This is a genomic window from Halorhodospira neutriphila (assembly GCF_016584055.1).
In the GTDB taxonomy this organism is placed as follows: domain Bacteria; phylum Pseudomonadota; class Gammaproteobacteria; order Nitrococcales; family Halorhodospiraceae; genus Halorhodospira; species Halorhodospira neutriphila.
The window spans coordinates 17,852-43,395 of sequence record NZ_NRSH01000004.1; the positions used below are offsets into that span (position 1 = coordinate 17,852).

Below are 25,544 nucleotides of genomic sequence, written 5' to 3' on the forward strand. Positions count from 1 at the left end.
CCTACCAGGTGTAGGCGAGGTTGGCCAGGGTCGCCGCGTCGTAGTGGTACGCCTCCGTGGTCTGGTTGTCGTAGTCGTAGCTGAGCTCGAGGCTGGCGCTGAGCCCGCCCTGCACGGGCAGGCGCAGCCCCGTGCGCGTGGTGGCGAACCAGTCCTGGGCGTCGCTGGCCGCGACCACGATCTCGTGGCGGTGGAAGAGGCGCACCGTGCTGTCGGCGAGGTTCTGGCGGTAGTCGAGCGCCCAGCGGAGCGCGGCGTCCTCGCTGCGCTCGCCGCCGCCGGTCGGCTCCTCGCTGATGTAGCTGGGCCCCGCCTCGGTGGACAGGCGCAGGCGCTCGTTGTCGAAGAACTGGTAGCCGGCGCCGGCGCCGATCACGTAGCGCCCGCGGATGTCGCGCTCGCGGTCCTGGAGCCACGAGGCGCTGGAGTTGGCGTACCAGGCGCCGTCGAAGAACCAGTCGTAGCTGCCGGAGAGCCGGGAGTTGTTGACGTCCTGCTCGCCGTCGGACTCGCCGCGGTGGATCTCGAGGCCGAGGACGTAGCGGTAGCCGTCGCTGCGCTCCAGGTACTCCGCGTTGGCGTTGTAGCGCTCGGAGTCGGTGTTGCCGCTGTTGACGGCGACCCCCAGGCTCGCCGAGGCCTCCGTGTAGGCCCCCCCCTCCCGGGGCTGCTCCTGCTGGGCGGCGGCCAGGGGGGTGAGGGCTACCGCGGCGGCCGCCGCAGCGGCGGGGTAGAGGCGCTCGATCATGCGGGACCTCCCTCGCGGTCGGTTGGCTCGTGGGTACGGCGGGCAGGTTATCAACTCCTCGGCGATAGGCAAGCGCGGTTGACAGGCCGTGACAACGGCCCTCCAATGACGGCGCCACCGCCGGGCAGGGAGAGGGGACGCTGTGCAGCTGCCGCTGAATATCCGCTGGAACGCCGCGGCCGATCTCGAGCGCTTCGTCGCCGGGGAGAACGCCGAGGCCGCCCGCCTCGTGGCGCAGCTCGCCGAGGGCGAGCGGCCGGCCCCGGCGCTGCTCCTCCACGGCCCCGCGGGCATCGGCAAGAGCCACCTCCTGCAGGGGGCGTGCCGGAGCGTCACCGGCCGCGGCGGGCTGGCCGTCTACCTGCCCTTCGAGCAGCTGCTCGAGCACGGGCCGGCGATGCTCGAGGGCCTGGAGCGGGCCGAGCTGCTCGCCCTCGACGAGCTCGACGCCCTGGCGGGCTACGAGGACTGGCAGGACGCGGTCTTCTACCTCTTCAACCGCGCCTACGAGAGCGGCTGCGCCCTGCTGCTGGCGGCGCGGCAGCCGCCGGCCCAGCTGCCGCTCGCCCTGCCGGATCTGCGCTCGCGCCTGAGCTGGGGGGTGGTGGTGGAGATGCTCCCGCCCGGCGAGGCGACCTGCCTGGAGATCCTCCACCAGCGCGCCGGCGAGCGCGGCCTGGAGCTGCCGGCGGCCACGGCGCGCTACCTCATCCGCCGGGTACCGCGCCAGCTCCCCGGGCTGCTCGAGCTCTTCGACGAGCTCGACCGCGCCTCCCTGGCGGCCGGGCGGCGGCTCACGGTGCCCTTTGTTCGCGAGATCCTGTCCGCGCGGCTGTCGCCAGGCGGAGATACGCCATCGCAGACGTGAAGTAGGCCGCCACGAGGGCGAGCTCGAGGGCGCCCAGGGCCTGGCCGGGGCCGGGGACGGCGACGTAGGTGATGCCGTGGACAAAGTAGATCACGACTACCACGGCGCTCCATGCCACGGTGTAGCGCCGGCCCTGCAGGACGCCGCGCAGGGTGAGCGCCAGCGGGCCGAGCAGGGAGAGCAGGGCGATGGAGCGCAGCGCCTCGCCCGGCGGGTCCAGCCAGAGCAGCCAGGCGGCCATCAGGGCGAAGAGGGCGAGGAAGGCCGTGACCGCGAGGCGATGGGCGGCCTGGAGGCGGCTCACGAGGGGGCCTCCGCCAGGCGCGCCGCCAGCCCGGCGACCCGGCGGCCGAGGGCGCGGCAGAGGGTGCGCTCCTCGTCGGTCAGGGGCCAGTCGGCGTTCATCCCCGCCTGGTGGCTGGCGCCGTAGGGGGTGCCGCCGCTGCGGGTCGCGGCGAGCGCCGGCTCGGAGTAGGGCAGGCCGACGAGGTACATGCCGTGGTGGAGCAGCGGCAGCATCATGGTCAGCAGGGTCGACTCCTGGCCGCCGTGGAGGCTGCCGGTGGAGGTGAAGACGCCGGCGGGCTTGCCGCAGAGCGCCCCGGAGAGCCACAGGCCGCTGGTGGTGTCGAGGAAGTGCTTGAGCGGGGCGGCCATGTTGCCGAAGCGCGTCGGCGAGCCGAGGATCAGGGCGTCGCACGCCTCGAGGTCGCCGAGCTCGGCGTAGGCGGCGCCGCTCTCCGGCACGACCGGGGCGACCGCCTCGCAGACGGCGGAGACCGGCGGGACCGTGCGCAGCCGGGCCTCGGCGGCGCCGACCTCCTCGACGCCGCGGGTGACGTGGCGGGCCATCTCGGCGGTGGCGCCGGCGCGGCTGTAGTAGAGCACCAGGATCCGGGGCAAGGGCGGCTCCGCTTAGGCTGGACCTGCGGCCTTGTCTCCCTAGGATAGTGCTCATCGGCCGGGCGCAGAAGGGCCCAGCGGGACGATCCGGTGCCGGCTCGCCAGGTCCGGCTCCGCGGCGACGGATCGATCTGTCTGCTATCGAGGGAAGGGCATGGGCACTATTGCGTTGCGCTTCGACCCACAAGATCTTGTGGGTGCGCGCTCGGCAACGTGATCCCCGGGCCCGCCCGCGCATCAGGCCGAGCCGGATCACTCCTGGAGCCCCGCCCAGGGGGGCGCCGCGTCGCTCTGGGGGGCAACACGGCTTTCGCTCGGCGAAGCGCCGGAGCGCCTCGCCGAGGACGGCACGCCGGCCGCGGCGCGGATTCCCCATGACGGGGCAAGAACGTCTCGCCCTGAGGTTCCGGGCCGCATTCACGTCGGCGTGCATTCGGCGACCGCAGCAGCGGCACCGGAACTCGGATTGGCTGCGGCGGCAGGCCTTCTCGACCCAGCCGCAGTGCGGCTCGCGCACGGCGGCCTCCTTGCCGGCGTTCACCGCCGTGGGCAGCAGGTCGGTGCGGTGGATGGCCGTGGCCGTCATGCGGTCAGCGTCCGGAATCATCGTCGCCCGCGTGCTCCGGGCACGCGGGTAGGTCACCATCCACGTCGGTTTCGGCCATCTCCACGACCCTGCGCAGCACCGGATCGTCGCTGGCCATCATCCGGCGGATCCGGTGCGACAGGTGCCAGGCGGTCCGGTACTGGAGGCCGAGCCGGAAGCCGAGCTGCCGGGCCGAGATGCCCTGGGATGAGCACGCCATCAGGAACATCGCGGTCAGCCAGGTCCGGACCGGCAGATGAGAGGCCGCCATCGGCGTCCCGGCGCGCGCCGAGGTGGCCCGGCCGCAGTCGCGGCAGTGGAACAGCATCTTGCGCCCCGGCAGTCGGCGTGCGTTGCCGACGGAGCCGCACCAGCGGCAGACCGGGCCCTCCGGCCAGCGCGCCGACAGGAACAACGCCTCAGCATGCGCCTCATCCGGCACCAGTTCCAGGAAGCCTTGCAGGGTCAGAGGGTCATGCACCATGCCCACAAGATAGAGGGCATCATCATCAGAAAGCAATAGATCCGGCAAGCAATACCGCCGGATCGCGGCAACGGTGGCGCCAACGGCCGGCGCGGTGCTCGCCGTGGCGGCCTATGCCGGGGGAGAGCCGGGCCTTGTCGCGCAGGTCACCGTCGCCATGGCCTGGTTCGCCCTGGTTGCCATCGCGCTCTGCCTGGGGTATAGCCAGGCACTCCTCGCCAGCGATGACCAGCGCCCCCCGCCGCGGGTCCAGGAGCTTTGCCTCGCCGCCAGTATCCTCCTGGCCGGCCTTTCCTACCACTCCTGGGTCCGCCCCCTCATCTTCCCGCCCTGATCGCAGCGGGCCCGGGTCTAGGCGGCCTGGAGGCTCTCGGCGATTTCCCGGGTCAGCTGCCAGGTGTCGCCGGTATCGAAGAGAGCGAAGCCGCCGGCCTCCACGAACACCTCCCCGGGTCCCGCGGGCTGGCCCTGCACGGTGACGTCCACCTTCATCCGGCGGATGGAGAAATCCTGCCACGGCGAGCCGCGCGTGAAGCGCAGGGTGTCCCTGCCCTCGCCAGCGTCGCTCCGGGTCAATCCGTGCTTCGCCAAGCGCGCCTCTACCTCTGGCCAGGACGGGACCTCCGCCAGCGGGAGTCGGTATTTGGGGAACCAGACGAACCGGGGTGCGTGGGCAGCGGGCTCCCGATAGGGCCGTTGCCGGTAAACCCGAGGGGCCACCGCCACGCCGCCGGCCAAAAGCGCGATAACGCCGCCGAGAAAGACCGTCCCGATTGCAGCATACATAACGACACCCCCGACTCTGCAGGCCCGAAATGGATCCAATCCCCGGCATCTGCCTCCCAGTCTTGAGAAAGTAGCCGCTGCAGGTAGCCCGCACCCCACAAGCTGAACGACCGCCTGGGGACCAGCAATGGGCACCTGCCCCAAGGCTACGGCCGCAGCCGCACCGTCCACGCCTCCAGATCCGCCCGGTCGAGCTCCGCGCGCCCGAGCAGCGTAAGCAGCTCCTCCTGCCGCGGCTGGCCGAAGACGACGCGGTAGGTGGCGAGCTGGTGCTTGAGGCGCTCGAAGGCGGCGACCTCCCGGGTGTAGGGCAGGGTCGGCACCCGGCGCTGGATCCGGTAGGGCCCCGGCGCGATCCAGTACGGCACGAGGTCGTCTGCACCCTCCTCCTGCGCCTCTTGATCGGCGATCTCGAAGAGCAGCGCCCACAGGTCTTTGCCCAGTACCCAGTGGGCCCGGGCCCGGTCAGCGCAGCGCGCCGCCACGTTCCGGCGCACGGCGTGCCCCTTGTAGCGGTGGATGCGCCCCTCGCGCTGCTCCAGGTCCACCGGGTTGCCGGGCAGGTTCCAGTGCACCAGCCGGTGGCACCAGGGGTGGAAGTCGAGCCCCTCCTGGCCGACGGAGGTACTGGTGAGCACGAAGGGCCGGAAGGGGCTGTTGAAGGCAGCGCGAACCTCGTCCTGGCTCAGCCGCCCCTCCTCGGTCCGCTGATCGCCGAAGCGCTGGGCGAAGACCGTGCGGATCCGCAGCTCGGGCCAGGCCAAATCGCCGCTGCCCTCGCGCTCCGGGAACTGGGCGTGCACGCGCGAGGGGCGCGGCTCGATGCGCGCGGCGAGCTCCTCGACACAGCTGCGGGCTACCTCGTCCGCCGAGAGGCCCTCGGCCCAGCCGTGCTGCTCCCAGGCCAGGTGCCAGGCCTCATCCAGCACCGCCTGCAGGTTGCCGGCCACGGCGTACTGCATCACGCGGCGCCAGTAGGCGCCCCCGTCCTCGCCATGGCCGCGGCCGTAGAGCTGGTGCAGCAGCCCGATCACCGGGGGCCGGTTGAACAGGCGCCAGAACGCCATGGCGAGCCGGGCCGACAGGGCGCGTCGGGTCGGCTCGTCCAGCCCGGGAACCCCCGGCTCAGGATCGCCCTGCTCGGGATCGTACGCTCCGGCACCGGCCAGGGTCCGGGCGGCCACGACGCCCGGCGCGCCGAGCGCCATATCCGTGATCAGGTCGACCAGGCCCTGGGGCTGGCGGCCCAGGCCTGCGGGGTCCAGATCCATCAGGTCCCTGAGGTAGTCGCCGAAGCTCTCCGACTGGGGCCGCCCCCCGTCGCCGGCATCCCAGGATCGCCAATCGGCCAGGAACGCCCTCAGCCCCGGATCGAGCAGCAAAGGCGCCATGTACGCCCAGCGCGCGTCCTCGGAGGCCTGCGGATCGCCCTGCTCCGCCACCTCCGCCAGCAGGCCGGTCACTTGCTCGCGGGCCCACGCCCGCGCATCCCGGTCTGCCGGCGCCGAGAGCGGGTGCACCCGGTCCGCCAGGCTGGTGCACGGCAGCAGCAGCAACAGCAGGCGGTGGCGGGAGCGGGTCGCCTCCTGGGTCGGGAGCTGCAGGAGCTGCCTCGGCAGATCGTCGTAGCCCACGCTCTGCCCGGCGAGCATCCGGCGCTCGGCCTCGTAGCTGAGCACGGCGCTAACCACATCCGGGACGAAGTTCCAGGCCGAGAAGAGCAGCGTCTTCGTCCGCTCCTCCTGCCCCTCGTAGGGCCCGTCCAGCGGCCAGTACGGCAGCGAGGGCGGCATCCACAGGAGTCTCCAGCCCCCCGTATCCAGCTCCTCCCGGACCATCTCCCGCAGCTTGGCGTGCCCCGGATCCACCCGATCCCACGCTCGCAGGGCCTGCCGGTCGAGGAAGGCATCCGTATATTGGTCAAGGACCGCCAGGAGCCGATCCGGCTGCCGCTCCCGGAGCTCGCGGACCTGCTCGTTGACCTGGTAGCCCTGCATGAAGTGCGGCAGGTAGGGCGCCGACTTCCAGAAGGTCAGCGGGTCCCGCGCCCCGGCGGCGCGGAACCAGGCCTCGGCGGCGAGGTACTGGCGGACGTCCACGGGCTGGACCTCCAGCTGCCCGCCGCCCGACGGCGCCACCATGGCATCCTGGTCAGCGCTGCCCGCCACCCGCTCGGTGCGCGCCATGATCGCTCTCAGGTGCCCCTCGACCGCCTCCCGGGCGCTCGGCACGTTGTGCCCCTGCCCGGCCGCGGCGCGCCGTAGCTCACTGTTGAACCGCGACAAGGCCTGCTGGAGGGCGGCCACGCGCTGCTCGTCGTAGTCGAGCAGGAAGCGGGTCGTGGCCAGGAAGTCGGCGTAGTGGTCCTCGCCCTCCAGCTCCGGATCCCGGGTGTAGAGCTTGTAGGGCGTGGCCGAGAGGAGCAGGGTGCGCACCGGCTTACCGGACTCTGTGCGCGTCTGCAGGAGCCGCCGGGCCAGCACCGTCGACGGCGCCTGATCCCCCTCGTCCTGGTTCACCAGGTCCTTGAAGCGCTGGAACTCGTCGAGGATGACCAGGTCCGGCTCCAGGGCCTCGATACAGACCTCCGCCAGGCGGTAGCGGAGCTCGCCGATGAGGCGGTTGCGGGCCTGCCGCGCCTCCGGGGGGTACGCCTCCAGGGGCTGCAAGAACCAGCGCTCGATGATCGCCTCCAGCTCGCCCATGAGCGCCGCCTCCCCGGCGACACGCTCCTGGAAGCGCCTCGCGATCTCGGGCTCCAGCGGCAGCGGCTCTGCCAGCGTCCCGCGCCAGCGCTGCGGATCCTGGACCCAGCCCTGGAGCAAGTTCATCAGCCCCTCCCGCTGCTCGATTAGGCGGTCGAGCAGCTGGAAGAGGAGCCTGCGCTCCGCCGCCTTGCCCTCGGCGTGGCCCATGTTGAAGGAGGTGCCGGGCGTGAAGCTGATGAAGTTGACCTTGCGGGCCGAGAGTCCCTCCCCCTGGGCCCTGCCTGCCAGCTCGGTGGCGAGCAGGGTCAGCCGCGTGGTGGTGGCCTGGGCGTCCTCCGTGTCCCCGGTGACCTGGAGCTTGGGGAGGTTGGAGCGGCCGATGTTCTGGTTGCTGCAGATGTAGAGGACGTCGATGCGGTCCGGCCGATCCCACAGGTGATCCAGCGCCCGGGCGATGATGCCGCGGGCGACCAGCGTCTTGCCCAGGCCCACCTCGTCGGCGACGAGGAAACGGTGCGTGCTGTCCGGCGCCGTGAACAGCCGGTGGAAGGCGTGCTCCACGGTGCGGCGCTGGAAGGACTTGAGCGGCCTGATGATGGCTTCCGGATCCGGACGGCTCATCGCTGGCTCTCCTCCTGCAGCGCGCCATCCACCGCCTGCCAGATGGCGCGGAGCTGCTCCGGCACCACCTCGCGGCCCTCCGCGTCCGCCATCAGGTCGTCCATCACCCGGCGGACGGTCTCGAGGCGCTCCGGCTCCCGGGCGGCCGCCCGCAGCAGATCCTCCAGCAGGGTCTCGGCCTCGAGGCGCTCGCCCCAGCCGGCGCTATCCGGGTCCGCCGGGCGCTCCAGGGCCCAGTCGGCGACGTCCTCCAGGCCGCCCAGCAGGGCGCGTAGGAAGGCCAGGAAGCGCTCCGGCGAGTCGATCACCGTGCGCAGGATGCGCTGCATGCGCGCCTCGGGCAGCCCCTGCGCCGGCAGCTTGGCCACCAGGGTCACCGGCTCGAGCTCCTCCTCTCCCTCCAGCCAGCGCAGGCGGAAGGCGACGAAGGCCGTGAGCTGCTGCATGGACAGCCCCCAGGCCGGCTCCTCGGGCCAGGTGCGGGCCTGCTCGGCCGGCAGCGTCACGGGCCAGACGTCGATGGCTACGCCTTCCCGCTCCGGCAGCTGCCCCGCCAGCCGCCAGCGCCACACCGCCTCGCCGGCCTCGCAGCGGACCGCCAGATCGCGCTCCAGCAGGTCGTCCCGTGCCGCCTCGAGCTCGCGCCGGGCCGCGGCCGCCTCGTCCTCGGCCTCGGGCCGCTGCGAGGCCTGGTAAGGGGTGCAGAGCCGCTGGAAGCCGGCGAGGAAGCGGTCGATACCGACCCCGCGCTCGGAATCGGCCGAGCCGGCGGCGCCGCTGAGCTCGGCCATGACCTCCACGTTGCGGCCGCTGAAGGCGGCACGCGTGAGGTTGGCGGAGCCGATGAGCCAGCTCGCCCGCCCGCCACGCTCGGCGGCGATGAGCTTGGCGTGGAGCCCGGCCGAGCGGCCGACCGTCCCGTCGTCCGCCTCCGCCAGGGCCGCCTCCTGGAGGACCTGGACGTCCTCCCAATGCGCCAGGGTGCCCTCGGGCAGCGCATCCAGGGCCTCGTCGCGGCCGATCAGGGCCAGCGAGCCGGCCCCGCTCGCCGCCAGGGTGTCGAGGCCGCGCCGGTCCACGAACGGCGCCACGGCGAGCACCCGGTCAGCCTCGGTGACCGGCCGCCACGGCGCCCCGCGCGGGCCCCCGAGGCCCAGGACGTGGAAGTCGATGGCGCCATCAAAACCCTCCGGCGCCGGGAAGCGGGTGCGGCCCAGCTCCTCGGCGAGGCTCGCCAGGTCCTCCGTCAGCGGGCGCGCGAGCGGCTGGACCGCCAGCCCCGGCAGACCGCGGACCAGCGCGGCGAGGGGCTCCGAACCCGGCTCGGCCTCCGCACCCGGCTCGGCCTCCGCACCCGGCTCGGCCTCGCTGACCAGGGCGACGTCCCAGGAGCGGTCGAAGGTGAGGTTGCGGGAGGCGACGGCGACGCGCAGCAGGACCCGGCCGTCCTGCTCCCCGGTAAAGCGCGCCACCCACACCTTGGGGTGGAAGACGCCCTCGCCGGGAGCGCGGACCGGGTGGACGCTGGCCTCCAGGGCGGCGTAGAGCTCGCGCTGGACCCGTGGCAGGGCGATGCCCGAGGCGTCGACGAAGACCTGCACCCGGCCGGAGGCCTCGCGCAGCGCCTCGAGGAGCAGCAGCGGGTCCTCCAGGAGCTCCTCCACACCCCGATCGGACTGCGCCAGCACCGCCAGCGGCAGCGCCAGGACCACCTCCAGGTCCAAGCTGTAGCTGGTCAGCACCGTGCGGTCCAGGGTGTAGCCGGCCGGCGGACGTAGGATCTCCGTCGCTACCTGGCGGGCGTCGGGCGACAGCATCAGGCCGCCAGCCCCTCGTGCAGGTCCACCAGCAGGCGGCGGACATTGGGCCAGCGGAAGTCGAGCCGGCCGACGCCGGCGCCGCCCCGCCACTGATCCAGGCGGTTGGCATTGACGACGCGGGCGCGGGCACCCTTCAGCGCCCGCTCACGCTGGGCCACGAGGTCGCGGAGCGGCCCGCTGTCCGCGACCGCCGCCGCGCCGTGGCGGTTGAGCCCCTCGGACCAGGCGGCGACGAAGCGCTTGAGCGGCTCCTTGAACGCCGCCCCGTGCCGGGCGCCCAGCTGCCACAGCGCCTCCGGATCGAAGGGGTCTTCCCGCTCCTCCGCCTCCGCCCAGCGCGCCAGCGCCTCGCGGTAACGCTCGATGTGCCCGGCGTCGACCCCTTGCGGGTCGCCGTGGCGCTCCCGGCGGAGTTCGGCGAGATAGAGGTTGTAGAGCAGCGGCGCGCCCTCCATGTGCAGGGAGAAGCGCCGGGCCATCGCCACCAGCTCGCGCAGCGATCCGGGCGCCTGCCCGACCTCGGGGGCCTCCCACAGCCACCGCGCATCGCCCAGCGCCGTGGAGCCCTCGCGCACCAGGTGGGCCAGCAGGCTGCCCGGGACCGCGGACTCCATACGGTCGCGCAGGAACCCGGCCTCCTCGGCGGTGAGCGCGAAGGTCGCCGTCTCCAGGAGCCCCTCCGGAGGCCCCGGCAGCTGCGGATGCCAGGTCCGCTCCGGTGCCTCTAGCTCGCCGGCGTCGTCCGGGCGGGCCGAGCGGAGCCCCGCGGCGAGGCGCTTGAAGTGCCGGTGGTACCACCCCTGGCTCTGGCGCGGGCCGAAAAGGCCCCAGCGCACCAGGGCGCTCCAGTACGCCTGGCTCGGCAGCCGCGACAGCCGCTCGCGCGCCACCGCGCCGATGACGCCCTCCTCCTCGCCGCCGCTGAGGAGCGCCTCGATGAGCCGGATCTCCTCCGCCCGCGCCTCAGCAGCGATGTCCTGGACTTGCCGATACCGCGCCTCAAGGCGCCGATAGAGCCAGGGGATGAAGAGCACGTAGCGCAGGCGGGTGTGCAGCGTGGAGGTGCCCGGGAACAGCGTGTCCGAGAAGAAGTCCCGGACCGCCCCGAGCCCGAGCTCGTCGATGGTGCCCTGCTCCTCGAAGAGGTCGAGGACGCGGCGGACGTTGTCGCGGTCCGAGGCGGTGAGGTCGAGCCAGGTGAGGGAGGCGGGGGTAGCGGTCATGTGGCGTCCTTATCCTTAAGCTCGAGTGAGTCCTGTCCTTGACGGGCCGCGCCCAAGAAGGCGGATGATTGCTCCGCAATGCTGCCAAGATGGCGCTCACTCTAAATGGAGGTTCACATGCCCTTGACCCCCTCGTCACCCAGGGAAAGGGGCTGTTGCACTTGACTCCTGGTACGATCGCCCGCGGAGTTCCGTTTCCCATAAGATACGCAAGGACCCTCGGGAACCATGGCCACGATGCCGAACTCTTCTGCCAGCCTGCAAGAACTCTTCGCTACCATCTTGGCCCGTTATGCCGACGCCCGCCGGGCGAGTCAGCCTTTCGGCAAGGAACATACCCTCTGGCAGACTTTCGAGCAGCTCCAGCAGCTCCTCGAGACACATCCGGTCATCCAGCGGCATCCTTCACTCCGGGTCACCTGGTCCGTGGGCCGTGGCAACTGGGCGCGGGTACCGTGGCTCACTTTCCTCGATGAGCGGGAGACGAACACCACGCAACACGGCGTCTACGTCGTCTACCTCTTCCGCGAGGACATGACCGGGGTCTATCTGACTTTCAATCAGGGAGTGACCGATCTCCAGCGCCAGCACGGGACCCCGGAGGCCCGCTCAGTACTACGAAGCCGAGCGAAGCAGCTGGCGGGACTGCTCCCAGCCTCCGCCTCAGGCTTCCGGACGGAGGGAGCCATCGACCTGCGCACCCGGGGCAATCTCGGTAGAGCCTACGAACACTCCACAATTGCCTACCGCCTCTACGAGGTAGGCGAGCTACCGGAAGACGACACCCTCTTCGCCGACTTAGAAGCGCTCCTGGAAGCTTACGAGGTCTACATACACTCGGACCTGCGCCGCACCATCGTTGGCGATCCGGCGGCGATCCACTCCTCGTCGGGAGACACAGCTCTGGAAGCCGAACCACCGCCGAGCAGCACGTTCGAGCTAGCCACCGGCTTCCAGGAGCTCCGCGACAAAATCCAGGCCGAGGGCTACGTCTACCCCGACTGGCAGCTGGCGCAGTACGTGACGGCCCTGCGCACCAAGCCGTTCGTCATCCTCGCGGGCATCACCGGCACCGGCAAGTCCAAGCTGCCGAGCCTGGTGGCAGAGCACACCGGCGGCAGCGCCGAGCTCATCCCGGTCCGCCCAGACTGGACCGACAGCGCCGACGTCCTCGGCTACACCGACTTGCAGGGCACCTTCCGGCCGGGGGCGCTACTGGAGCTCGCCCACCGTGCCATGGGGGCCGACGACGTCCACGAGGTCGCGATCCTCGACGAGATGAACCTCGCCCGCGTTGAGCACTACTTCGCGGAGGTCCTCAGCCGTATCGAGGATCGCCGCCCCGCCGCCGGGGGCGGCTACGCCAGCACTCCGTTGCTGCAGGGCACGCTCCCGGCGGGCGATGCCGAGTGGCAGCAGGTCCACCTGCCGTCCAACCTGGCCCTGGTGGGCACAGTGAACATGGACGAGAGCGCGCACGGCTTCTCCCGCAAGGTCTTGGACCGCGCCTTCACCCTCGAGCTCTCCGAGGTGGCGCTCGAGCGCTGGGCGCCTCAGAGCCGGGACGAAGCCCCGCGCCCCCAGCCGTGGCCGGTCAGCGCCTGGCAGCCACGGGCCGCCCGCCTCGCCGAGCTGGATGGCCTCACCCCGGCGGAGCGGGACCGGATCCAGGAGGCCATCGACGAGCTGGTCGCGCTTAACCGCATCCTCACCCAGGCCCAGCTCCAGGTCGGTTACCGCACCCGCGATGAGGTCGCGCTCTTCGTCCTCCACGCCGAGGTGCTCCGCTCCTTCTTCCGCACCGAGACAGACGAGCCGATCGATCCACTCGACCTGGCCCTGCAGATGAAGATCCTCCCGCGCATCGTGGGCGGCAGCACCAGCGTCCAGCGCGTCCTGCTCGGTATCCTCGGCTGGGCCTACCGGGGCACCGAGTGGACCGAGGAGGACGAGGCCCAAGACCTCCTCGACCATTGGGCCCAGACCGGCCGGCCCAGCCGGGTCCCCGATGCCCGCTACCCAGGGCTAGCAGCACGGACGTGTCTGATGTGGGACCGGCTGCTGGCGGAAGGCTTTACGTCGTACTGGCTCTGAGCCGTGGGTAGACTGTTCCGCATCGAGACGGATCGGGTAATACTGATCTGGAGCGGCCCCATGCCGGAGAACGCCGTAGCGGCCTCGGGGACGCTGCGGCTCTGGCCCCAGCGGCGGGACATCACCCTCGGGCCGGGTACAGCGCGCGCCGGCGTATCCGACGCCGTGGCGCAGAACCCGGCGGAGACAGCGGGCCCACCCCTGTTCGAGGAGACGACCTATGACTTGTGGCTCAGCAGCCATGACGGACGGCGCGTTGAGCTCCGCCACCGGGATCCCACGCTGCTCGCCCATCTCCATACTGCTCCAGGCCAGGCGCAGGTCTACGGCCACATCCACTTTGGTGGCCAGGTCGGGCTGAGCCGCTTTAGCGTGCAGATTGACGGGCAGCCGGAGCTCGACTTCGAGATCGAGGTCTTTCCGGCCAAGATGGCCTACCGCGCGGACTACGCAGCCATGCGCGAGGAGGTCCACGCCCTCGCCGCCGGGCTAGCCTTGGAGTACCTGCGCGCCACCCATCACGGCAGCGCCACGACAAGCCAGCACCGCAGCGGCCGGCTGGAGTGGCTCGCCCTGCTCCGACACCAGATCGGCGAGCTGGAGCAGGCCCTGAACTACGTGGCACAGCACCCCATCCGCAGCCTGCGGCGTCAGGAACGCCCGGTCCGCGCCGAGGCCGTTCGCCGGCCCGACGCCCGTGTACGGCGGGCCCTACGTACCGGTCGTGGCCGAGGTGGCTGGGCGGGACAAGTCCAGGGAGGCCTACCGGTCCGGCAGCGCCTGCCGGAGCAGCGCCCCGTGCCATCACTGGACACCCCGGAGCACCGGTGGCTGGCGCAGCAATTAAGGCGGGTACGCCAACAACTGGCGCACATCGCTCAGCAGGAGCGCCGCCGCCAGCGCCAGAGTCGCCGCGCAGGATCGGACGGGGGCTCGGAGCGCGACCGTCAGGCCCTTGTCGAACTCCAGGCATTGGAGCGCCGAATCGCCAACCTGGAGCGCCTGGAGCCACTCGCCGAGGCCAGCGCTCCGCCACCTCCCGGATTCGCCTCGCTTCGGCTCCAAGGGGCCCCGGGCTACAAGGAGGCCTACCAGGCCCTGCTGACCCTGCGCCGAGGCATCAGCATCCGCGGCGGGCCCATGGACCTTTCGGTCAAGGACATCCACCAGCTCTACGAGTACTGGTGCTTTTTGGCCCTGCTGCAGACGGTCGCGGAGGTGCTGGAGGAGCCGATCCCGGCCGACCAGCTCCTGACCATCCAGGCCGACGGCCTGCGGGTACGCCTGGCGCGGGGACGAACCCATACAGTCCCTTTCGACCTCCCCGGAGAGCGTCGCCTCGAGGTCGTTTACAATCCGAAATTCCAGGAAGGAGGTGCTTTCCTCCCCCAGCAGCCCGATTTTGCCCTGACCCTGAAAGATCCGGCCTGGCCCACGGTGCGGCTGGTCCTGGACGCCAAGTACCGCGTCGACGACGACACCGAGACCCACCGCCGCTTCGGCGTGGCCAGCCCGCCTGCCGATGCCATTAACGTCCTCCACCGCTACCGCGACGCCATCCTGGAGCAGGAGAAGTCGAGCGCCAGTAGCGCAACAGCCTCGGGCCGTCCGGCGACCCAGCGAACGGTAATCGAGGGGACAGCGCTCTATCCTCTGGACGCCGAGGCCGCGGCGGACTTCGACCGGACGCGCCTATGGCAGGGACTGCAGCGCCTCGGCATCGGCGCCCTGCCCTTCCTGCCCGGCTCGACTCATTGGGTTCGGCAGTGGTTGCGCCACGTGCTCCAGCGCTCCGGGTGGCGCACCGCGGAGGCTGTGGTTCCCCACAGCGCCGAGCTTCAGCGATACGCCTGGCACCGGGCCGCGGCGGAAGTGGTCCTGATCGCGGTCCTGCGCCCGCGGGCGGAGCGGGCGCACCTCGACTGGATCGCCCGGGCGCAGCGCTACTACACGCCGTGGACGCCCAGCCAGCCCCGCCAGCATCAGGCCAAGATCGTGGCGTTCTACACGCCCGCCTCGGCTCGCCCCGGGGACGAACCGGGGGCCGTGACACACTGGGCGGAAGTGACGGATATCGAGGTCCTGCCCCGCGAGCAGATCGACACGCCTTGGCCAGCCCAGCGCGGCACCGAGGAGCTGCAGGTGCTCTACCACCTGGGACCGCTGCAAGCGTTGGAGTCGCCCATCCTCAACCGACAAAACGGCCGTGGGCAGCGTTTCTCCTCGAACCGCTGGTCATCGCGGTTGGCTCTCCAGCGGGCTCGCACCGTCACTGAGCTCCTCCTGGAATCCGCCTCGGAATGGGCCCTCTACGAGGCCCTCCGGGCGCGGGGCGCCGAGCCAACGCTCCGGGCCCTGCCGCCACGGGATCCCACTGCCGCGGGCCAGCGCGGCCGGGCCGCCTTCCAGATCGGCGGACGCCGGGCCCACTACCTAGACGGCGAGCGCTTCGAGGTGGTGGGCACCAACGGCACCCGGTGGGAGCTGCCCCGTGAGGCAACGGCGGAGGCACTAGTCAGGCCCCTGGACGACGAACCGCCGTGAACGTCGTTTCCCAGAACCTATGAAAAAACGGTATGAGGAAAAGGCACATCCCAGCCCGCCTCAGTAGCTCAGGACAGCCACCAAGACCCCCACCACCTTCAAGTCCTCGAGCGCCTCTTCCTCCAGCACGATATCCTCGTACCCCGCCTCCAGCGTGTCGCAAGCCAGGGTGATCCGCCCGTGCCGCCACCCGGTCTCGGGGTCGTCCACCTTCTCGCTCCAGTAGACCTTCACGGTCAGCGCACCGCCGTGGTCCGGATCCTGGATATCGCGGTGGTGCACCAGCACCACCCGGCCGTTGCGCGTGCCGCCCGGATTGGCCTGGAACAGGCAGTAGGCACCGTTTGGGATCCGGCGGCTCATCGACTCGCCCTCCACCCGGGCGACGAAGTAGCCGGGCTTGGCCTCGAAGGGCTCCGGCAGCACCGCCCAGGTCTCGAACGACGACAGGCCCGCGCCGCCCTCGAGACCGGCGGCGAGCTCGTAGCCCGCGAAGCGGCCCGCCGCGGCCGGCAGGTCGACGAAGGGGACGGCCCGATCCTCCGGGCCCAGCTCCGCCCGCGGCCTCAGCCGCACGATCCCCGGCTCCTCCGCCGAGGGCTGCGGCTCCGCCGCTGCCACCTCCGCCCGGGCCTCGGCTCCCGAGGCCAGGGACTGCGCCTCTGCCCCGTCGCCCTGGGACGCCATCGCCCGGGCCACCTGCTCCCTGAAGTAGTCCTGCGTCTCCGGGTCCGTGCAGTAGATGAGGCACCCCTTCAGGCCGCGGCTCATCAGGGTCCGGTAGGTGTTCTTGATGATGGCGTCCGCGCGCGCCTCGGCCTCCGCCGGGGCCTCCTTGCGCGCCGTCTTGTAGCCGGCGAGCGAACGGTCCGTCCGGGCACGCGCATCGGGCTGGGTGATCACCCGGCCGTTGCGGACGACCAGGTCCGGGCCGATGATGACGCCCACCAGGTCGAGCTCCAGGCCCTGGACGGTGTGGATGCAGCCGACCTGGTCCACGGAGCCCGCCTTCTCCAGGTAGAGGGGGCCGTCATCGGCCAGGTTCCACTGCATGGCGAAGCCCTGCGGGAGGACGATGTCGCAGGCCTCTCGATCCTGCTTGCTGGCCCAGTCCCAGCAGTAGCCGGCCACCAGGCGGGCGCGCTGCCCGGCGGCATCGTGGGCGCGGATGCGATCCCGGAGCTCATTGGGGTCGTCGACAACCTCCAGGTGGTAGTCGAGGCCAGTCAGGTCCTCCTGGGCCGTGTCCCGGATCTGGAGGGCACGGTCCAGCCAGGCCAGGTAGCCGTCCGAGCCGTTGCAGCGGAACTGGGACTGGAGCACCGCCCGGTGGACGGTGGCGCCCTGCTCGGCGGCCCAATGCTCGATCTCATCGATCGAGCCGATATCCTGCCAGGTGACCTGCTGCGCCGGATCGATGAAGAAGACGCTGGCCCGGGCGGCGCGGATCATCTCCTTGACCTGGTTCTCGCCGGCCGCGCCCGCGTAGCGGTCCCTCTCCACGATGCGGTGGGCCTCGTCGATGATCAGGGTATCGAGCCCATCGCGGCGGCTGCCCACGAAGCCGCCGGTGCCGCGGAACAGGCTGTCGATGCGCTTGACCTGGAGCGTCCCCTTGAGCCGCGCCTTGTAGACCTCCCGCGGGGCGCGGTTGCGGGTGACGAACTGCGCCCCATGCCCCCGCTGGATCAGCTCGACGAGCAGGTTCATGGCGACCACGGACTTGCCGGTCCCCGGCCCGCCCTCGACGATCAGCACCTGCTTGCCGTTGCGCCGGCCCAGCTCGGCCACCTCCAGCGCCGCCTCGTAGGTGACCTTCTGGTCGTCGATCATGACGAACTCGCGGTTGCCTCGCATGAGCCGCGCCAGGGTGTCCGCGAGCTCGCGCGAGGGGCGGATCCGGCTCTGCTCGAGGCGGTTGAGGACCTGGTGCTGGTCCCCTTGGCGGACGTAGCGCTCGATATAGCCCTGCAGGTCACCGACCTGGCTACGCAGGAAGGCGGGCGCCCCGGCCAGGTGCTCGCGGTAGCGCGGGTCCTGGAGGGTCGGATCCTTGCAGTTGTGGAGATAGGCGCACGGGCGCAGCCGGATGGGCGTCTCCTGGACGGCAGCGTTGAAGTCCTCGAGCAGGGCCGCGTAGCTCCAGGCCTGGTAGGAGGGGTGCGGGACCTCGCGCCGGGCGCCGCCGAGGAAGGTCCGGACGATGCCGTCCTTGTCGGTGGGCTCGACCTCCTGCCACTGCTTGAGCTCGACGATGACGCAGCTGGCCTGGTCCTGCTCGTCGTACCCGGAGAGGATGAAGTCGATGCGCTTGGCGGTCTGCGGGATGCGGTACTCGATGGCGACGCTGGCATCCGCCGGGATCGAGGGCGGCTCGAGGACGTTCTTCATGTAGGTGAGCGACTGCTGGAAGGCGTCGATCTCCCGCGGGGAGACGCCGCCGATTCCGCTCGCCTGGAGGGCCTCGAGGACCCGCTCCTCGATGACGTTCCGCCCGACATCCTCGAGGAACTGCCCTTTGTCCGCCTGGTAGACCCGCATTCCCGCGAGCAAAGCGCGGTTGGCAGCGCGCCGTCAAGCCTTGGGGAGGCCGCGAGGCAGCTCGGAGCCAGGGCCGAACCACAGCGCCCGCCGGGGCCCCGCTCGACCACGCATTTACCAGACCCCCGGCAGCGGCTATGGTCGACTACCTCGACCGTGGGCGTAGCCGCCCTCGCCGGCACGCTACCCCGGCAACGCTGCCTGGAAGGACCCTGATGCGCATCCCCCGGCTCTCCCGCCCGCTGCTGCTGACCATCCTCGTCCCCATCGGGGGCGGGATCCTGATGCTCATGCTCGTGCTCATCGCCTTCGAGAGCGCGCGCGGCGTGGCCATCGAGGAGCAGGAGCGCAAGGCCGAGGAGATCGTCGAGCTCACGGCCAGCACCATCGAGGAGCTCTGGATCGCGCCGCGGCGGGAGGCCATCGAGACCCTTGCGGATAGCCGCACCCTCGAGCGCCGGATCGAGGGGCAGGTCCCCTTCGACGCCCTCGCCCGGGAGTGGCGGGTCGCCGAGGACTTGCTCCGGGGCTACTTCTTCATCTACTACGGCCTCCGGGACGGGACGATCGAGTACTACCCGGACGGCGAGCTCCCGGAGGATTTCGACCCGCGGGGGCGCCCCTGGTACGAGGCCGGGATGAGCGCCGAGGGCGGGCCCGCCTGGACATCCCCGTACGAGGAGGCCATCACCGGCGAGACGGTGGTCAGCACCGCCGCGCCCATCGACCAGGGCGGCGAGCGGATCGGGGTCATCTCGACGGATATCCAGTTCGACGGGCTCAAGGCCATCCTCGAGCACATCGAGCTGCCCACGGGCGGCTCGGTCTTCCTCGTGGACGAGTCGGGACGGCCCTTCATCGGCACCGACGCCGCCTACATCGGCCGGGACAGGCTCCCGCCGAGCGGCGAGGAGCTCTTCGTCGCCTCCAGCGAGCCGATGTCCAACGGGTGGCGCGCGAGTGTCACCATTCCCCGGCCGCACCTGGCGGAGTCCTTCGCCGACCTCCTGCAGCCGATCATGGTCGCCTCGGTCCTGATCCTCCTGATCGGCGGCGGGATCACCTCCCTGCTCGTAGGGCGCACCGCCTCGCGCGCCTACCGGCTCGCCGGCTACTTCCAGAGGACCCTGGAGCAGGACGCCCCGCTGCAGGAGGTCTTCCGCACGCGGGACGAGTTCTCACTGCTCAACGAGCGCTTCAACGAGGTCCTGGACCAGGCCCGGCGGACCGCGGAGCACAGGCTCGCCCAGGAGCGCGCCTTCCGCTTCCTCGTCGAGCAGGCCCCGGTCGGCTTCTTCAAGACCAACCGCCAGGGCGAGCTCCTCTATATCAACCCCCACTGCGCGTCCCTGCTCGGCTACACCCAGGACGAGGCGATGCGCGAGATCGTATCCGTGCGCGAGCTCTACGCCGACGGCACCGACCGGGACCGGTTCCTCGAGGAGCTCCTCGCCCACGGCGAGGTCCGCAACCGCAAGATGCAGTTCCTCAAGCGGTGCGGCGAGACCTTCTGGATCTCCATGACGGCCCGCCTGCGGGAGGACACGACCGCCGGCGGGGCCGGGGATCTCGAGCTCGAGGGGTTCCTGGTCGATGTCACAAAGGAGGTCGAGGAGCGGGAGTCCCTCGTCCAGATGGCGGAGCGCGACCCGCTTACCGGGGCGGGCAACCGGCGCGCCTTCGATACCGCGGCCGAGGCCGTCGCGGAGCGGGCCCACGCGACGGGCCAGCAGGTCGCCCTCATCGTCTTCGATGTCGACCACTTCAAGGCGATCAACGACACCTACGGGCACGATGCCGGGGATGCCCTGCTCCGCCAGATCGCCGAGCTGGGCCGGTACAGGCTCCGGGAGGGGGACCTCTTCGCCCGCCTCGGCGGGGACGAGTTCGCCGTCCTCCTGCCGGGGACCAGCCACGAGGCCGCCACCCGCCTCGCCGAGCGCCTGCGCGCGGACGTGCGAGGCATGCCCTTGCCCGGTCCCGTGCCGGAGCCGCCTACCCTGAGCCTCGGCATTGCCGTGCGCGCCGGGGGCGAGGTGCAGATCCCCGCGCTCTTCAAGGCAGCCGATAGCGCCATGTACGAGGCCAAGCAGGCCGGCCGGGACCGGTGGTCCACCGGCTGAGGACCCCGGCTATAGCGCCTGCGCAGCACGAGGCGGCCATTCCGCGATAGCGCGCCTTAGCTTGAACGCACCCGGCCAGAGGCGTAGAGTTCAGCGCTCTTTTTTTTGGAGAGCTTGAGCCCCATGGCCGATACCCCCCAGGCGGCTAGTCACCAGTACGTGCCCGAGCGGCAGGTTCGCGGCAACGAGCGGGCCGTGATGCTGCTCTCCGGCAGCTTCGTCCTCGCCTTCATCGGTCTGGCGGCGCTGGACCTGGACGCGCTGAGCCGGATCGTCGACACCAGCTTCGGCTACGCCACGCAGTACTTCGGCGCCTACTGGCAGCTGCTGATGCTGGCGACCTTCCTCGTCGCCCTGGTGATGGCCTTCAGCCCCCTCGGCCGCCTCCGCGTGGGCAGCAGCACGCCGGACTACGGCAACTTCTCCTGGCTGGCCATGATCATGGCCACGCTGCTCGCCGGCGGCGGTGTCTTCTGGGCGGCCGCCGAGCCCATCGCCCACTTCGTGGACACGCCGCCGCTGTTCGCCGCGCGGCTGGGCATCGAGGGCGGCGAAGAAGGCGCCGCGGTGCCGGCGCTGGCGCAGAGCTTCATGCACTGGGGCTTCCTGGCCTGGTCCATCCTCGGCGCGCTCACCGGCGGCATGCTCATGCAGCTGCACTACCACCGCGGCTGGCCGCTGAAGCCGCGCACGCTGCTCTACCCGGTCCTCGGCGAGCGCGTCATGCACGGCCTGCCCGGCGCGCTCGTCGACACCTTCTGCGTCATCGCGGTCGTGGCCGGTACGGTGGGGCCGCTGGGCTTCCTCGGCTTCCAGGTCGCCTACGGGCTTACCGCGCTCTTCGGCATCCCCGAGAGCACCTGGCTGCCGGCGGCGGTGCTGCTCGGAGTGATCCCGATCTACCTCTTCTCGGCGATCACCGGGCTGGACCGCGGCATCCGGCTGCTCAGCCGCTTCAACGTCGTGCTGGCGCTGTTCCTGGCCGCTTTCATCCTGGTCCTCGGCCCCACGGCGTTCATCGTCGACGGCTTCGTCCAGGGCATGGGCACCTACGTCGACAACCTCCTGCCCATGGCCACCTTCCGCGAGGACCCGGCCTGGCTGGACTGGTGGACGGTCTTCTTCTGGGGGTGGTTCATCGGCTACGGGCCGCTCATGGCGATCTTCGTGGCGCGCATCTCCCGCGGCCGCACCATCCGGCAGATCGTGCTGGCCATGTCGGTGCTCGCGCCGGTGGCCACCTGCTTCTGGTTCGCCATCGTCGGCGGCTCCGGGATCGCCTTCGAGCTGGCGAATGCCGGGGCCGTCTCCGGGCCGTACAACGAGGCCGGCCTGCCGGCGGCGATGATGGCCATCGCGCAGCAGCTGCCCATGGGCTCCGTCATCGCGGTGCTGTTCCTGGTGCTGACCACCATCTTCGTGGCCACCACCTCGGACTCGATGACCTACACCATCTCGCTGACCATGAGCGAGGGCGACGAGCCGCCGACCTGGCTGCGGGTCTTCTGGGGCCTGGTCCTGGGCGTGATGGCGATGATCCTCATGCTCATGGGCAAGGGCAGTATCACCGCCCTGCAGTCGTTCATCGTGGTCACCGCCGTGCCGGTCTCGCTCATCCTCCTGCCGTCGCTGTGGTACGCGCCGCGCATGGCGATGCACCTGGCGGATGGCGACGAGCCGGTCATCGACAACGAGGCCGGGACGATCCCGCCGCCGCGGCGCTGAGCGGGCCACCTCGCCGGCGGGCCGCCCTGGAGGCGGCCCTCTTTTTTCTTTTCTAATTCATACCTCTTCCGGGATATAGCGTCCCGCCAGCCGGGCACCACAATAGGGACAAGGCTGGACATATTGCCGCACCCCGGAAGAGGAGGCCGACCATGCTGGATACGACGGCGACGACCTGGAGCCCGGCGGCCGCCTGGGAGCGCCTGCTCCGCAACGAGCCGCTGTTCATCCTCGACGTCCGCAACCCCGACGAGTTCCAGCGCTGGCGCGTCGAGGGGCCGTACACGCCGCCCACCCTCAACGTCCCCTACTTCGACCTGCTCGAGCTGGACGACGAGGAGGAGGACGTCGACGCCGCCGTCATCCGCGGCGTGCGCGAGCAGCTCACCGAGCGCCTGCCCCGCGACCGCACCATCCTGACGGTCTGCGGCGAGGGGCACACCTCGGAGCACCTGGCCCACGGGCTCCGGGAGCTGGGCTACCCGGCCCTGAACCTCGAGGGCGGCATGGAGGCCTGGGGCGACTTCTACTACTGGCGCCGGGTCGGCGAGCACGAGCGCTACAGCCTCTACCAGGTGGTCCGCCCCGCGCGCGGCGATGTCAGCCACGTCGTCATCAGCGGCGACGAGGCCGCGGTCATCGACCCCAACCGCCACGTCGGCGTCTACGAGGATCTGATCGAGCAGCACGGGGCGCGGCTGACGACCGTGCTGGACACCCACGCCCACGCCGACCACATCAGCGGCGGCCCGGAGCTGGCGCGGCGCCACGGCGTGCCCTACCGCCTGCACCCCTTCGACGGCATCCACCCGCTCGATATGCTCCCGGCGCGGATCGACTTCACGGCCCTCGCCGAGGGCGAGGCCGTACCGGTGGGGCGGACGGCGCTGCACGCGCTCCACGTCCCCGGCCACACCCTCGGCATGGTCGCCTTCCGGCTCGAGGATCGCTACCTGATCGCCGGGGACAGCATCTTCCTGGAGTCGATCGCCCGGCCGGACCTGGGCGGCGCGGCGGAGGCGTGGACCCCGCTCTTCCACGAGTCCCTGCAGCGTATGCTGCTCCTGGACCCGGCCACGGTGGTCCTCCCCGGCCACGCCACCGACGCCAGCGCCGCCGACGACCAGGGGCGCTTCTGCGCCGAGCTCGGGGCCCTGCGCCGCGGCAACGCCGGCCTGCGCCAGGCGGACGGCAGCCTGGAGGCGTTCCGGGACTACATCCTCAGCAGCCTCCCCGAGTTCCCGGATGCCTACGTCGAGATCAAGCGCATCAACATCGGCCTCTCGCAGCCGGACGAGGCCGAGGCCCGGCGCCTGGAGGTCGGCAAGAACGTGTGCGCCCTGAGCGAGGCCGCTGCCGCCTGAGACGGGTCGGCGGCGGCGCCAACGCCGCTGGCCCTGTTGAGGTCGACGGGGTCGCTCCCCCTCGCTCGGGAGCCAGCAAAGCAGAAGGGTATCGCTATGAGTTCCGCCATCGGGCCCTTCACCGCCGGGATCGTCGTCGGGATCCTCGCAGCGCTGGTGAGCGCCGGCGCGGCGATCGCCATCGTCCTCCGCCTATACCGCAAGCGCCCCTATCGCCAGCCTGGCGCCCATCAACCCGGTCTCGTCTGGTTCCCCAAGTACCGGCTCGCGCTGCCGGAGCTGCCCCCCTGGCAGGAGGTCGAGGCGCGATTGACGGCGTTCGGTTTTGGCCGGGACCAAGACGAGGAGAGCAGGGACGCCTTGCGCTTTAGCCGTGGCTCGCCGTGGCTGGATTTCTCCATCCGGCTGGCGAAGATGGAGGTGACGGTGCGGGGACGGCCCGGTGGGCCGGGCGAGCTATTGGTGGAAGCCGGCGGACCGGTGTTATTCGACACCGGCGATACCTGGGAGCTGACCAGGCAACTCGGTGAAAGCCTCCAGCCCGACCCCCCTCGCGCCGGGGCTGAGCGGCTCTGCTCCTGAGGCCTTTCCGCGCATGGACGTAGCCCGTGAGGGGCGATGGCGGTGTACTGAGGAGGGAGGTCCGGCAGCTTGAGGGGCAGCCCGCATGGCAGGACGAGCTCTTGGGATCGCCGCAGGGATAGCGGTAGTGGCCCTCGGCACCACGGGAATGATGGAAGCCGCTGGGGCCAAGCGCTTCACGATCCCCAACTACGATGTGGACCTGCGGGTCGCTGCGGACGGCGCGTACCGGATCACCGAGACCATCCGCTACGCCTATCCGGAAGGCTCGTTCACCTACGGCGAGCGCACGATCCCCAAGGCAGGGATCGCGGACCTGCGCCTCGAGGGTGTCACGAGCCCCGACGCCGCGGTCCGCGAGGCCGCACTGGCCGATCGCAGCGACGAGTGGCGCATCCGCTGGGACTTCCCGCAGCGCCAGGCGGCGGCGACCTACCGCCTGCACTACACCGTCGAAGGCGCGCTCCGCGCGACAGAGGGCGGCCACCGCGTCGACTGGGACGCCGTGGGGCCGGACTGGCCGGTGCCGGTCCGCGATGTCGATGTCCGCGTCCAGCTCCCGCGGCGCTTTGCAGAGCGCGCCGCCGCCTTGGCGGCCTCGCCGGCGGCGGCGGTGGACTCGGGGACCAAGGCCTGGCAGCTCCGGTTCCACCGCGACCAGGTCCCTCCCGGCGAGCGCTTCCAGGTCCAGGTCGGCTTCCCGGCCGTCGCCGCCCTGCAAGAGGGGGCGACCGAACCTCCCCAGACCCCTTGGGAGCGCGGCGACCCGGTGCTCCGCTTCCTCCTGGCCGGCCTCGGCGGCTGGGGCGCGACCTCCTGGGTAGCACACAGACGGCGCCGTGCCCGGCGCAGTACGCCCGGCGAGGCGCCGTCCGAGCCGCTGGAGCAGCTCGCGCCCGAGACGCTCGCCGTGCTCGCCGGCCGGGACTGGCGCCAGGGCTACGTCGCGGCCCTCTTCCGGCTCGCGGAGGGCGGGCAGCTCCAGCTTCGCCAGCACCGGGCGGGCAGGCTGTGGAAGTCCCGGGAGACGGCGGTCGTGGCGTGCGCCGCGCCGGAGGCGGCGGATAACGCCTTCGGTGCCCGGATCCTGGCCGAGTGCCAGCAGGGGCCGGTCAAGCTCGAGAAGCTCCTGGAGCGGGCCAGCGAGGATCGCCAGCCGCGAGCGGCGGCTCGCCAGGTCCTCACGGCTCAGGGGCTCCTCCAGAGGCTCTCCGAGCCCGAGCGTGGCCGCCTCCGCAGGCGCGCGACCGTACTGGGCGGTCTCGCCGCCGCCCTCATGGGCGGGGCAGCCGCCCTCCAGGCCGTCTGGAGCGCCCTCCCCGCCGGCTGGGAGGCGGCGGGACTCGCCTGGGGCGTCGGCTGGGCCGCGCCGCTGATCAGCGGCTTCGCGGCGGGTGTCGCGCTGGTGCTGATAGTGCGGGCCTACCGGCGCTACGAGACCACGGAACGAGGGCTGCAGGCTGTCCAGGGCGTACGCCGGCACTTGCGCACAATCCACCAGGCCCTGCTCAACCGCCAGGGGCAGGCGCCGGGCGAGGCGGCCCAGGCGTTCTTCCAGCACCTGCCCTGGCTGGCGATCGACCCGGATCGCAACCTGCGGGCGTGGTCCCACAAGGTCCTGCGTCCGATGCGCTCGGCGCAGCTCGGCGGCGCAGCCGTGCTGCCCGCCTGGCTCCTCCTCGAGGAGGGGGCCGCCGAGGGCGCCGACCTGGCGCGCGTCGCCGATGTCGAGCCCGTCGCGGATGCGCTCTTCCAGGCGGCCTTTCCGCACACCGCCGGCGGCGGCCCTGCCCCCGGCGCTCCCGGCGGCGCCGGGGGCGGAGG

18 protein-coding genes are annotated in these 25,544 nt (G+C 71.4%); 9 read left to right on the plus strand and 9 right to left on the minus strand.

All coding sequences use genetic code 11. From position 1 onward, the window contains the following. Window position 1 precedes the first annotated feature (1 nt). Window positions 2-748, minus strand: a complete 747-nt coding sequence (locus tag CKO13_RS00835; RefSeq protein WP_200255879.1) for a DUF481 domain-containing protein — start codon at window positions 746-748, stop codon at window positions 2-4. 142 nt (window positions 749-890) lie between these two features. On the opposite strand from CKO13_RS00835, the gene hda reads away from it, so the two are divergent. Next, window positions 891-1,616, plus strand: coding sequence for a DnaA regulatory inactivator Hda (hda, locus tag CKO13_RS00840; RefSeq protein ID WP_200255881.1), 726 nt, complete (start codon window positions 891-893; stop codon window positions 1,614-1,616). Here the strand turns inward: hda and CKO13_RS00845 are convergent. From CKO13_RS00845 to CKO13_RS00860, 3 genes are all read right to left on the minus strand, one after another. Continuing rightward, entirely contained in the window at window positions 1,543-1,920 is a 378-nt protein-coding gene (locus CKO13_RS00845; RefSeq protein WP_338034549.1) for a DUF2069 domain-containing protein, read from the minus strand. The two genes, hda and CKO13_RS00845, sit on opposite strands and share 74 nt — an antisense overlap. Further along, window positions 1,917-2,519, minus strand: coding sequence for an NAD(P)H:quinone oxidoreductase (gene wrbA, locus CKO13_RS00850; RefSeq protein WP_200255883.1), 603 nt, complete (start codon window positions 2,517-2,519; stop codon window positions 1,917-1,919). The genes CKO13_RS00845 and wrbA overlap by 4 nt, the downstream gene beginning before the upstream one ends. Window positions 2,520-3,109: 590 nt before the next feature. Next, window positions 3,110-3,637: a transposase gene (locus tag CKO13_RS00860; RefSeq protein ID WP_200255891.1), complete on the minus strand. Its 528-nt coding sequence runs from the start codon at window positions 3,635-3,637 to the stop codon at window positions 3,110-3,112. Between the two features lie 25 nt (window positions 3,638-3,662). Here CKO13_RS00860 and CKO13_RS00865 point away from each other — a divergent pair, with 25 nt between their 5' ends. Beyond that, window positions 3,663-3,923 carry a hypothetical protein gene (locus CKO13_RS00865; RefSeq protein ID WP_200255893.1) on the plus strand — a complete coding sequence of 87 codons (261 nt, stop codon included), beginning with the start codon at window positions 3,663-3,665 and terminating at the stop codon, window positions 3,921-3,923. Between the two features lie 17 nt (window positions 3,924-3,940). Here CKO13_RS00865 and CKO13_RS00870 read toward each other — a convergent pair whose 3' ends face one another. The 4 genes from CKO13_RS00870 to CKO13_RS00885 form a co-directional block, all read right to left on the minus strand. Beyond that, window positions 3,941-4,165, minus strand: coding sequence for a hypothetical protein (locus CKO13_RS00870; protein WP_200255895.1), 225 nt, complete (start codon window positions 4,163-4,165; stop codon window positions 3,941-3,943). 356 nt (window positions 4,166-4,521) lie between these two features. Further along, a complete protein-coding gene (locus CKO13_RS00875) occupies window positions 4,522-7,704 on the minus strand; it encodes a helicase-related protein (RefSeq protein ID WP_200255897.1) in 3,183 nt (1,060 codons plus the stop codon). After that, window positions 7,701-9,521, minus strand: coding sequence for a phospholipase D family protein (locus CKO13_RS00880; protein ID WP_200255899.1), 1,821 nt, complete (start codon window positions 9,519-9,521; stop codon window positions 7,701-7,703). The genes CKO13_RS00875 and CKO13_RS00880 overlap by 4 nt, the downstream gene beginning before the upstream one ends. Continuing rightward, window positions 9,521-10,747: a DUF6361 family protein gene (locus CKO13_RS00885; protein ID WP_200255901.1), complete on the minus strand. Its 1,227-nt coding sequence runs from the start codon at window positions 10,745-10,747 to the stop codon at window positions 9,521-9,523. Before CKO13_RS00885 ends, CKO13_RS00880 begins: the two co-directional genes overlap by 1 nt. A gap of 282 nt (window positions 10,748-11,029) precedes the next feature. Between CKO13_RS00885 and CKO13_RS00890 the strand changes: the two genes are divergently transcribed. Further along, window positions 11,030-12,841 (plus strand): MrcB family domain-containing protein, encoded by a 1,812-nt coding sequence (locus CKO13_RS00890; protein ID WP_200255903.1) that lies wholly within the window; start codon window positions 11,030-11,032, stop codon window positions 12,839-12,841. Window positions 12,842-12,844: 3 nt separating this feature from the next. After that, window positions 12,845-15,385 carry a DUF2357 domain-containing protein gene (locus CKO13_RS00895; RefSeq protein ID WP_200255905.1) on the plus strand — a complete coding sequence of 847 codons (2,541 nt, stop codon included), beginning with the start codon at window positions 12,845-12,847 and terminating at the stop codon, window positions 15,383-15,385. 60 nt (window positions 15,386-15,445) lie between these two features. Here CKO13_RS00895 and CKO13_RS00900 read toward each other — a convergent pair whose 3' ends face one another. Then, the gene (locus CKO13_RS00900; protein ID WP_200255908.1) at window positions 15,446-17,926 is read right to left on the minus strand and encodes a DNA/RNA helicase domain-containing protein; all 2,481 of its coding nucleotides are present in this window, start codon (window positions 17,924-17,926) and stop codon (window positions 15,446-15,448) included. A 215-nt stretch (window positions 17,927-18,141) separates the two neighbouring features. On the opposite strand from CKO13_RS00900, the gene CKO13_RS00905 reads away from it, so the two are divergent. The 5 genes from CKO13_RS00905 to CKO13_RS00925 form a co-directional block, all read left to right on the plus strand. Beyond that, a complete protein-coding gene (locus tag CKO13_RS00905) occupies window positions 18,142-20,049 on the plus strand; it encodes a sensor domain-containing diguanylate cyclase (RefSeq protein WP_200255917.1) in 1,908 nt (635 codons plus the stop codon). A gap of 123 nt (window positions 20,050-20,172) precedes the next feature. Continuing rightward, window positions 20,173-21,774: a BCCT family transporter gene (locus tag CKO13_RS00910; protein WP_200255919.1), complete on the plus strand. Its 1,602-nt coding sequence runs from the start codon at window positions 20,173-20,175 to the stop codon at window positions 21,772-21,774. A 152-nt stretch (window positions 21,775-21,926) separates the two neighbouring features. Next, window positions 21,927-23,138, plus strand: a complete 1,212-nt coding sequence (locus tag CKO13_RS00915; RefSeq protein WP_200255921.1) for an MBL fold metallo-hydrolase — start codon at window positions 21,927-21,929, stop codon at window positions 23,136-23,138. Between the two features lie 96 nt (window positions 23,139-23,234). Continuing rightward, window positions 23,235-23,720 (plus strand): hypothetical protein, encoded by a 486-nt coding sequence (locus CKO13_RS00920; protein ID WP_200255923.1) that lies wholly within the window; start codon window positions 23,235-23,237, stop codon window positions 23,718-23,720. Window positions 23,721-23,868: 148 nt separating this feature from the next. Continuing rightward, a partial coding sequence (locus tag CKO13_RS00925; RefSeq protein ID WP_207132033.1) for a DUF2207 domain-containing protein occupies window positions 23,869-25,544 on the plus strand: 1,676 nt, incomplete at its 3' end.

Excerpts from the sequence above, each read along its gene's own strand:
- CKO13_RS00875 (WP_200255897.1), bottom strand. The coding sequence starts at position 7,704 with ATGAGCCGTCCGGATCCGGAAGCCATCATCAGGCCGCTCAAGTCCTTC.
- CKO13_RS00880 (WP_200255899.1), bottom strand. The coding sequence starts at position 9,521 with ATGCTGTCGCCCGACGCCCGCCAGGTAGCGACGGAGATCCTACGTCCG.
- CKO13_RS00915 (WP_200255921.1), top strand. The coding sequence starts at position 21,927 with ATGCTGGATACGACGGCGACGACCTGGAGCCCGGCGGCCGCCTGGGAG.
- CKO13_RS00900 (WP_200255908.1), bottom strand. The coding sequence starts at position 17,926 with ATGCGGGTCTACCAGGCGGACAAAGGGCAGTTCCTCGAGGATGTCGGG.
- CKO13_RS00910 (WP_200255919.1), top strand. The coding sequence starts at position 20,173 with ATGGCCGATACCCCCCAGGCGGCTAGTCACCAGTACGTGCCCGAGCGG.
- CKO13_RS00885 (WP_200255901.1), bottom strand. The coding sequence starts at position 10,747 with ATGACCGCTACCCCCGCCTCCCTCACCTGGCTCGACCTCACCGCCTCG.
- CKO13_RS00835 (WP_200255879.1), bottom strand. The coding sequence starts at position 748 with ATGATCGAGCGCCTCTACCCCGCCGCTGCGGCGGCCGCCGCGGTAGCC.
- CKO13_RS00905 (WP_200255917.1), top strand. The coding sequence starts at position 18,142 with ATGCGCATCCCCCGGCTCTCCCGCCCGCTGCTGCTGACCATCCTCGTC.
- CKO13_RS00920 (WP_200255923.1), top strand. The coding sequence starts at position 23,235 with ATGAGTTCCGCCATCGGGCCCTTCACCGCCGGGATCGTCGTCGGGATC.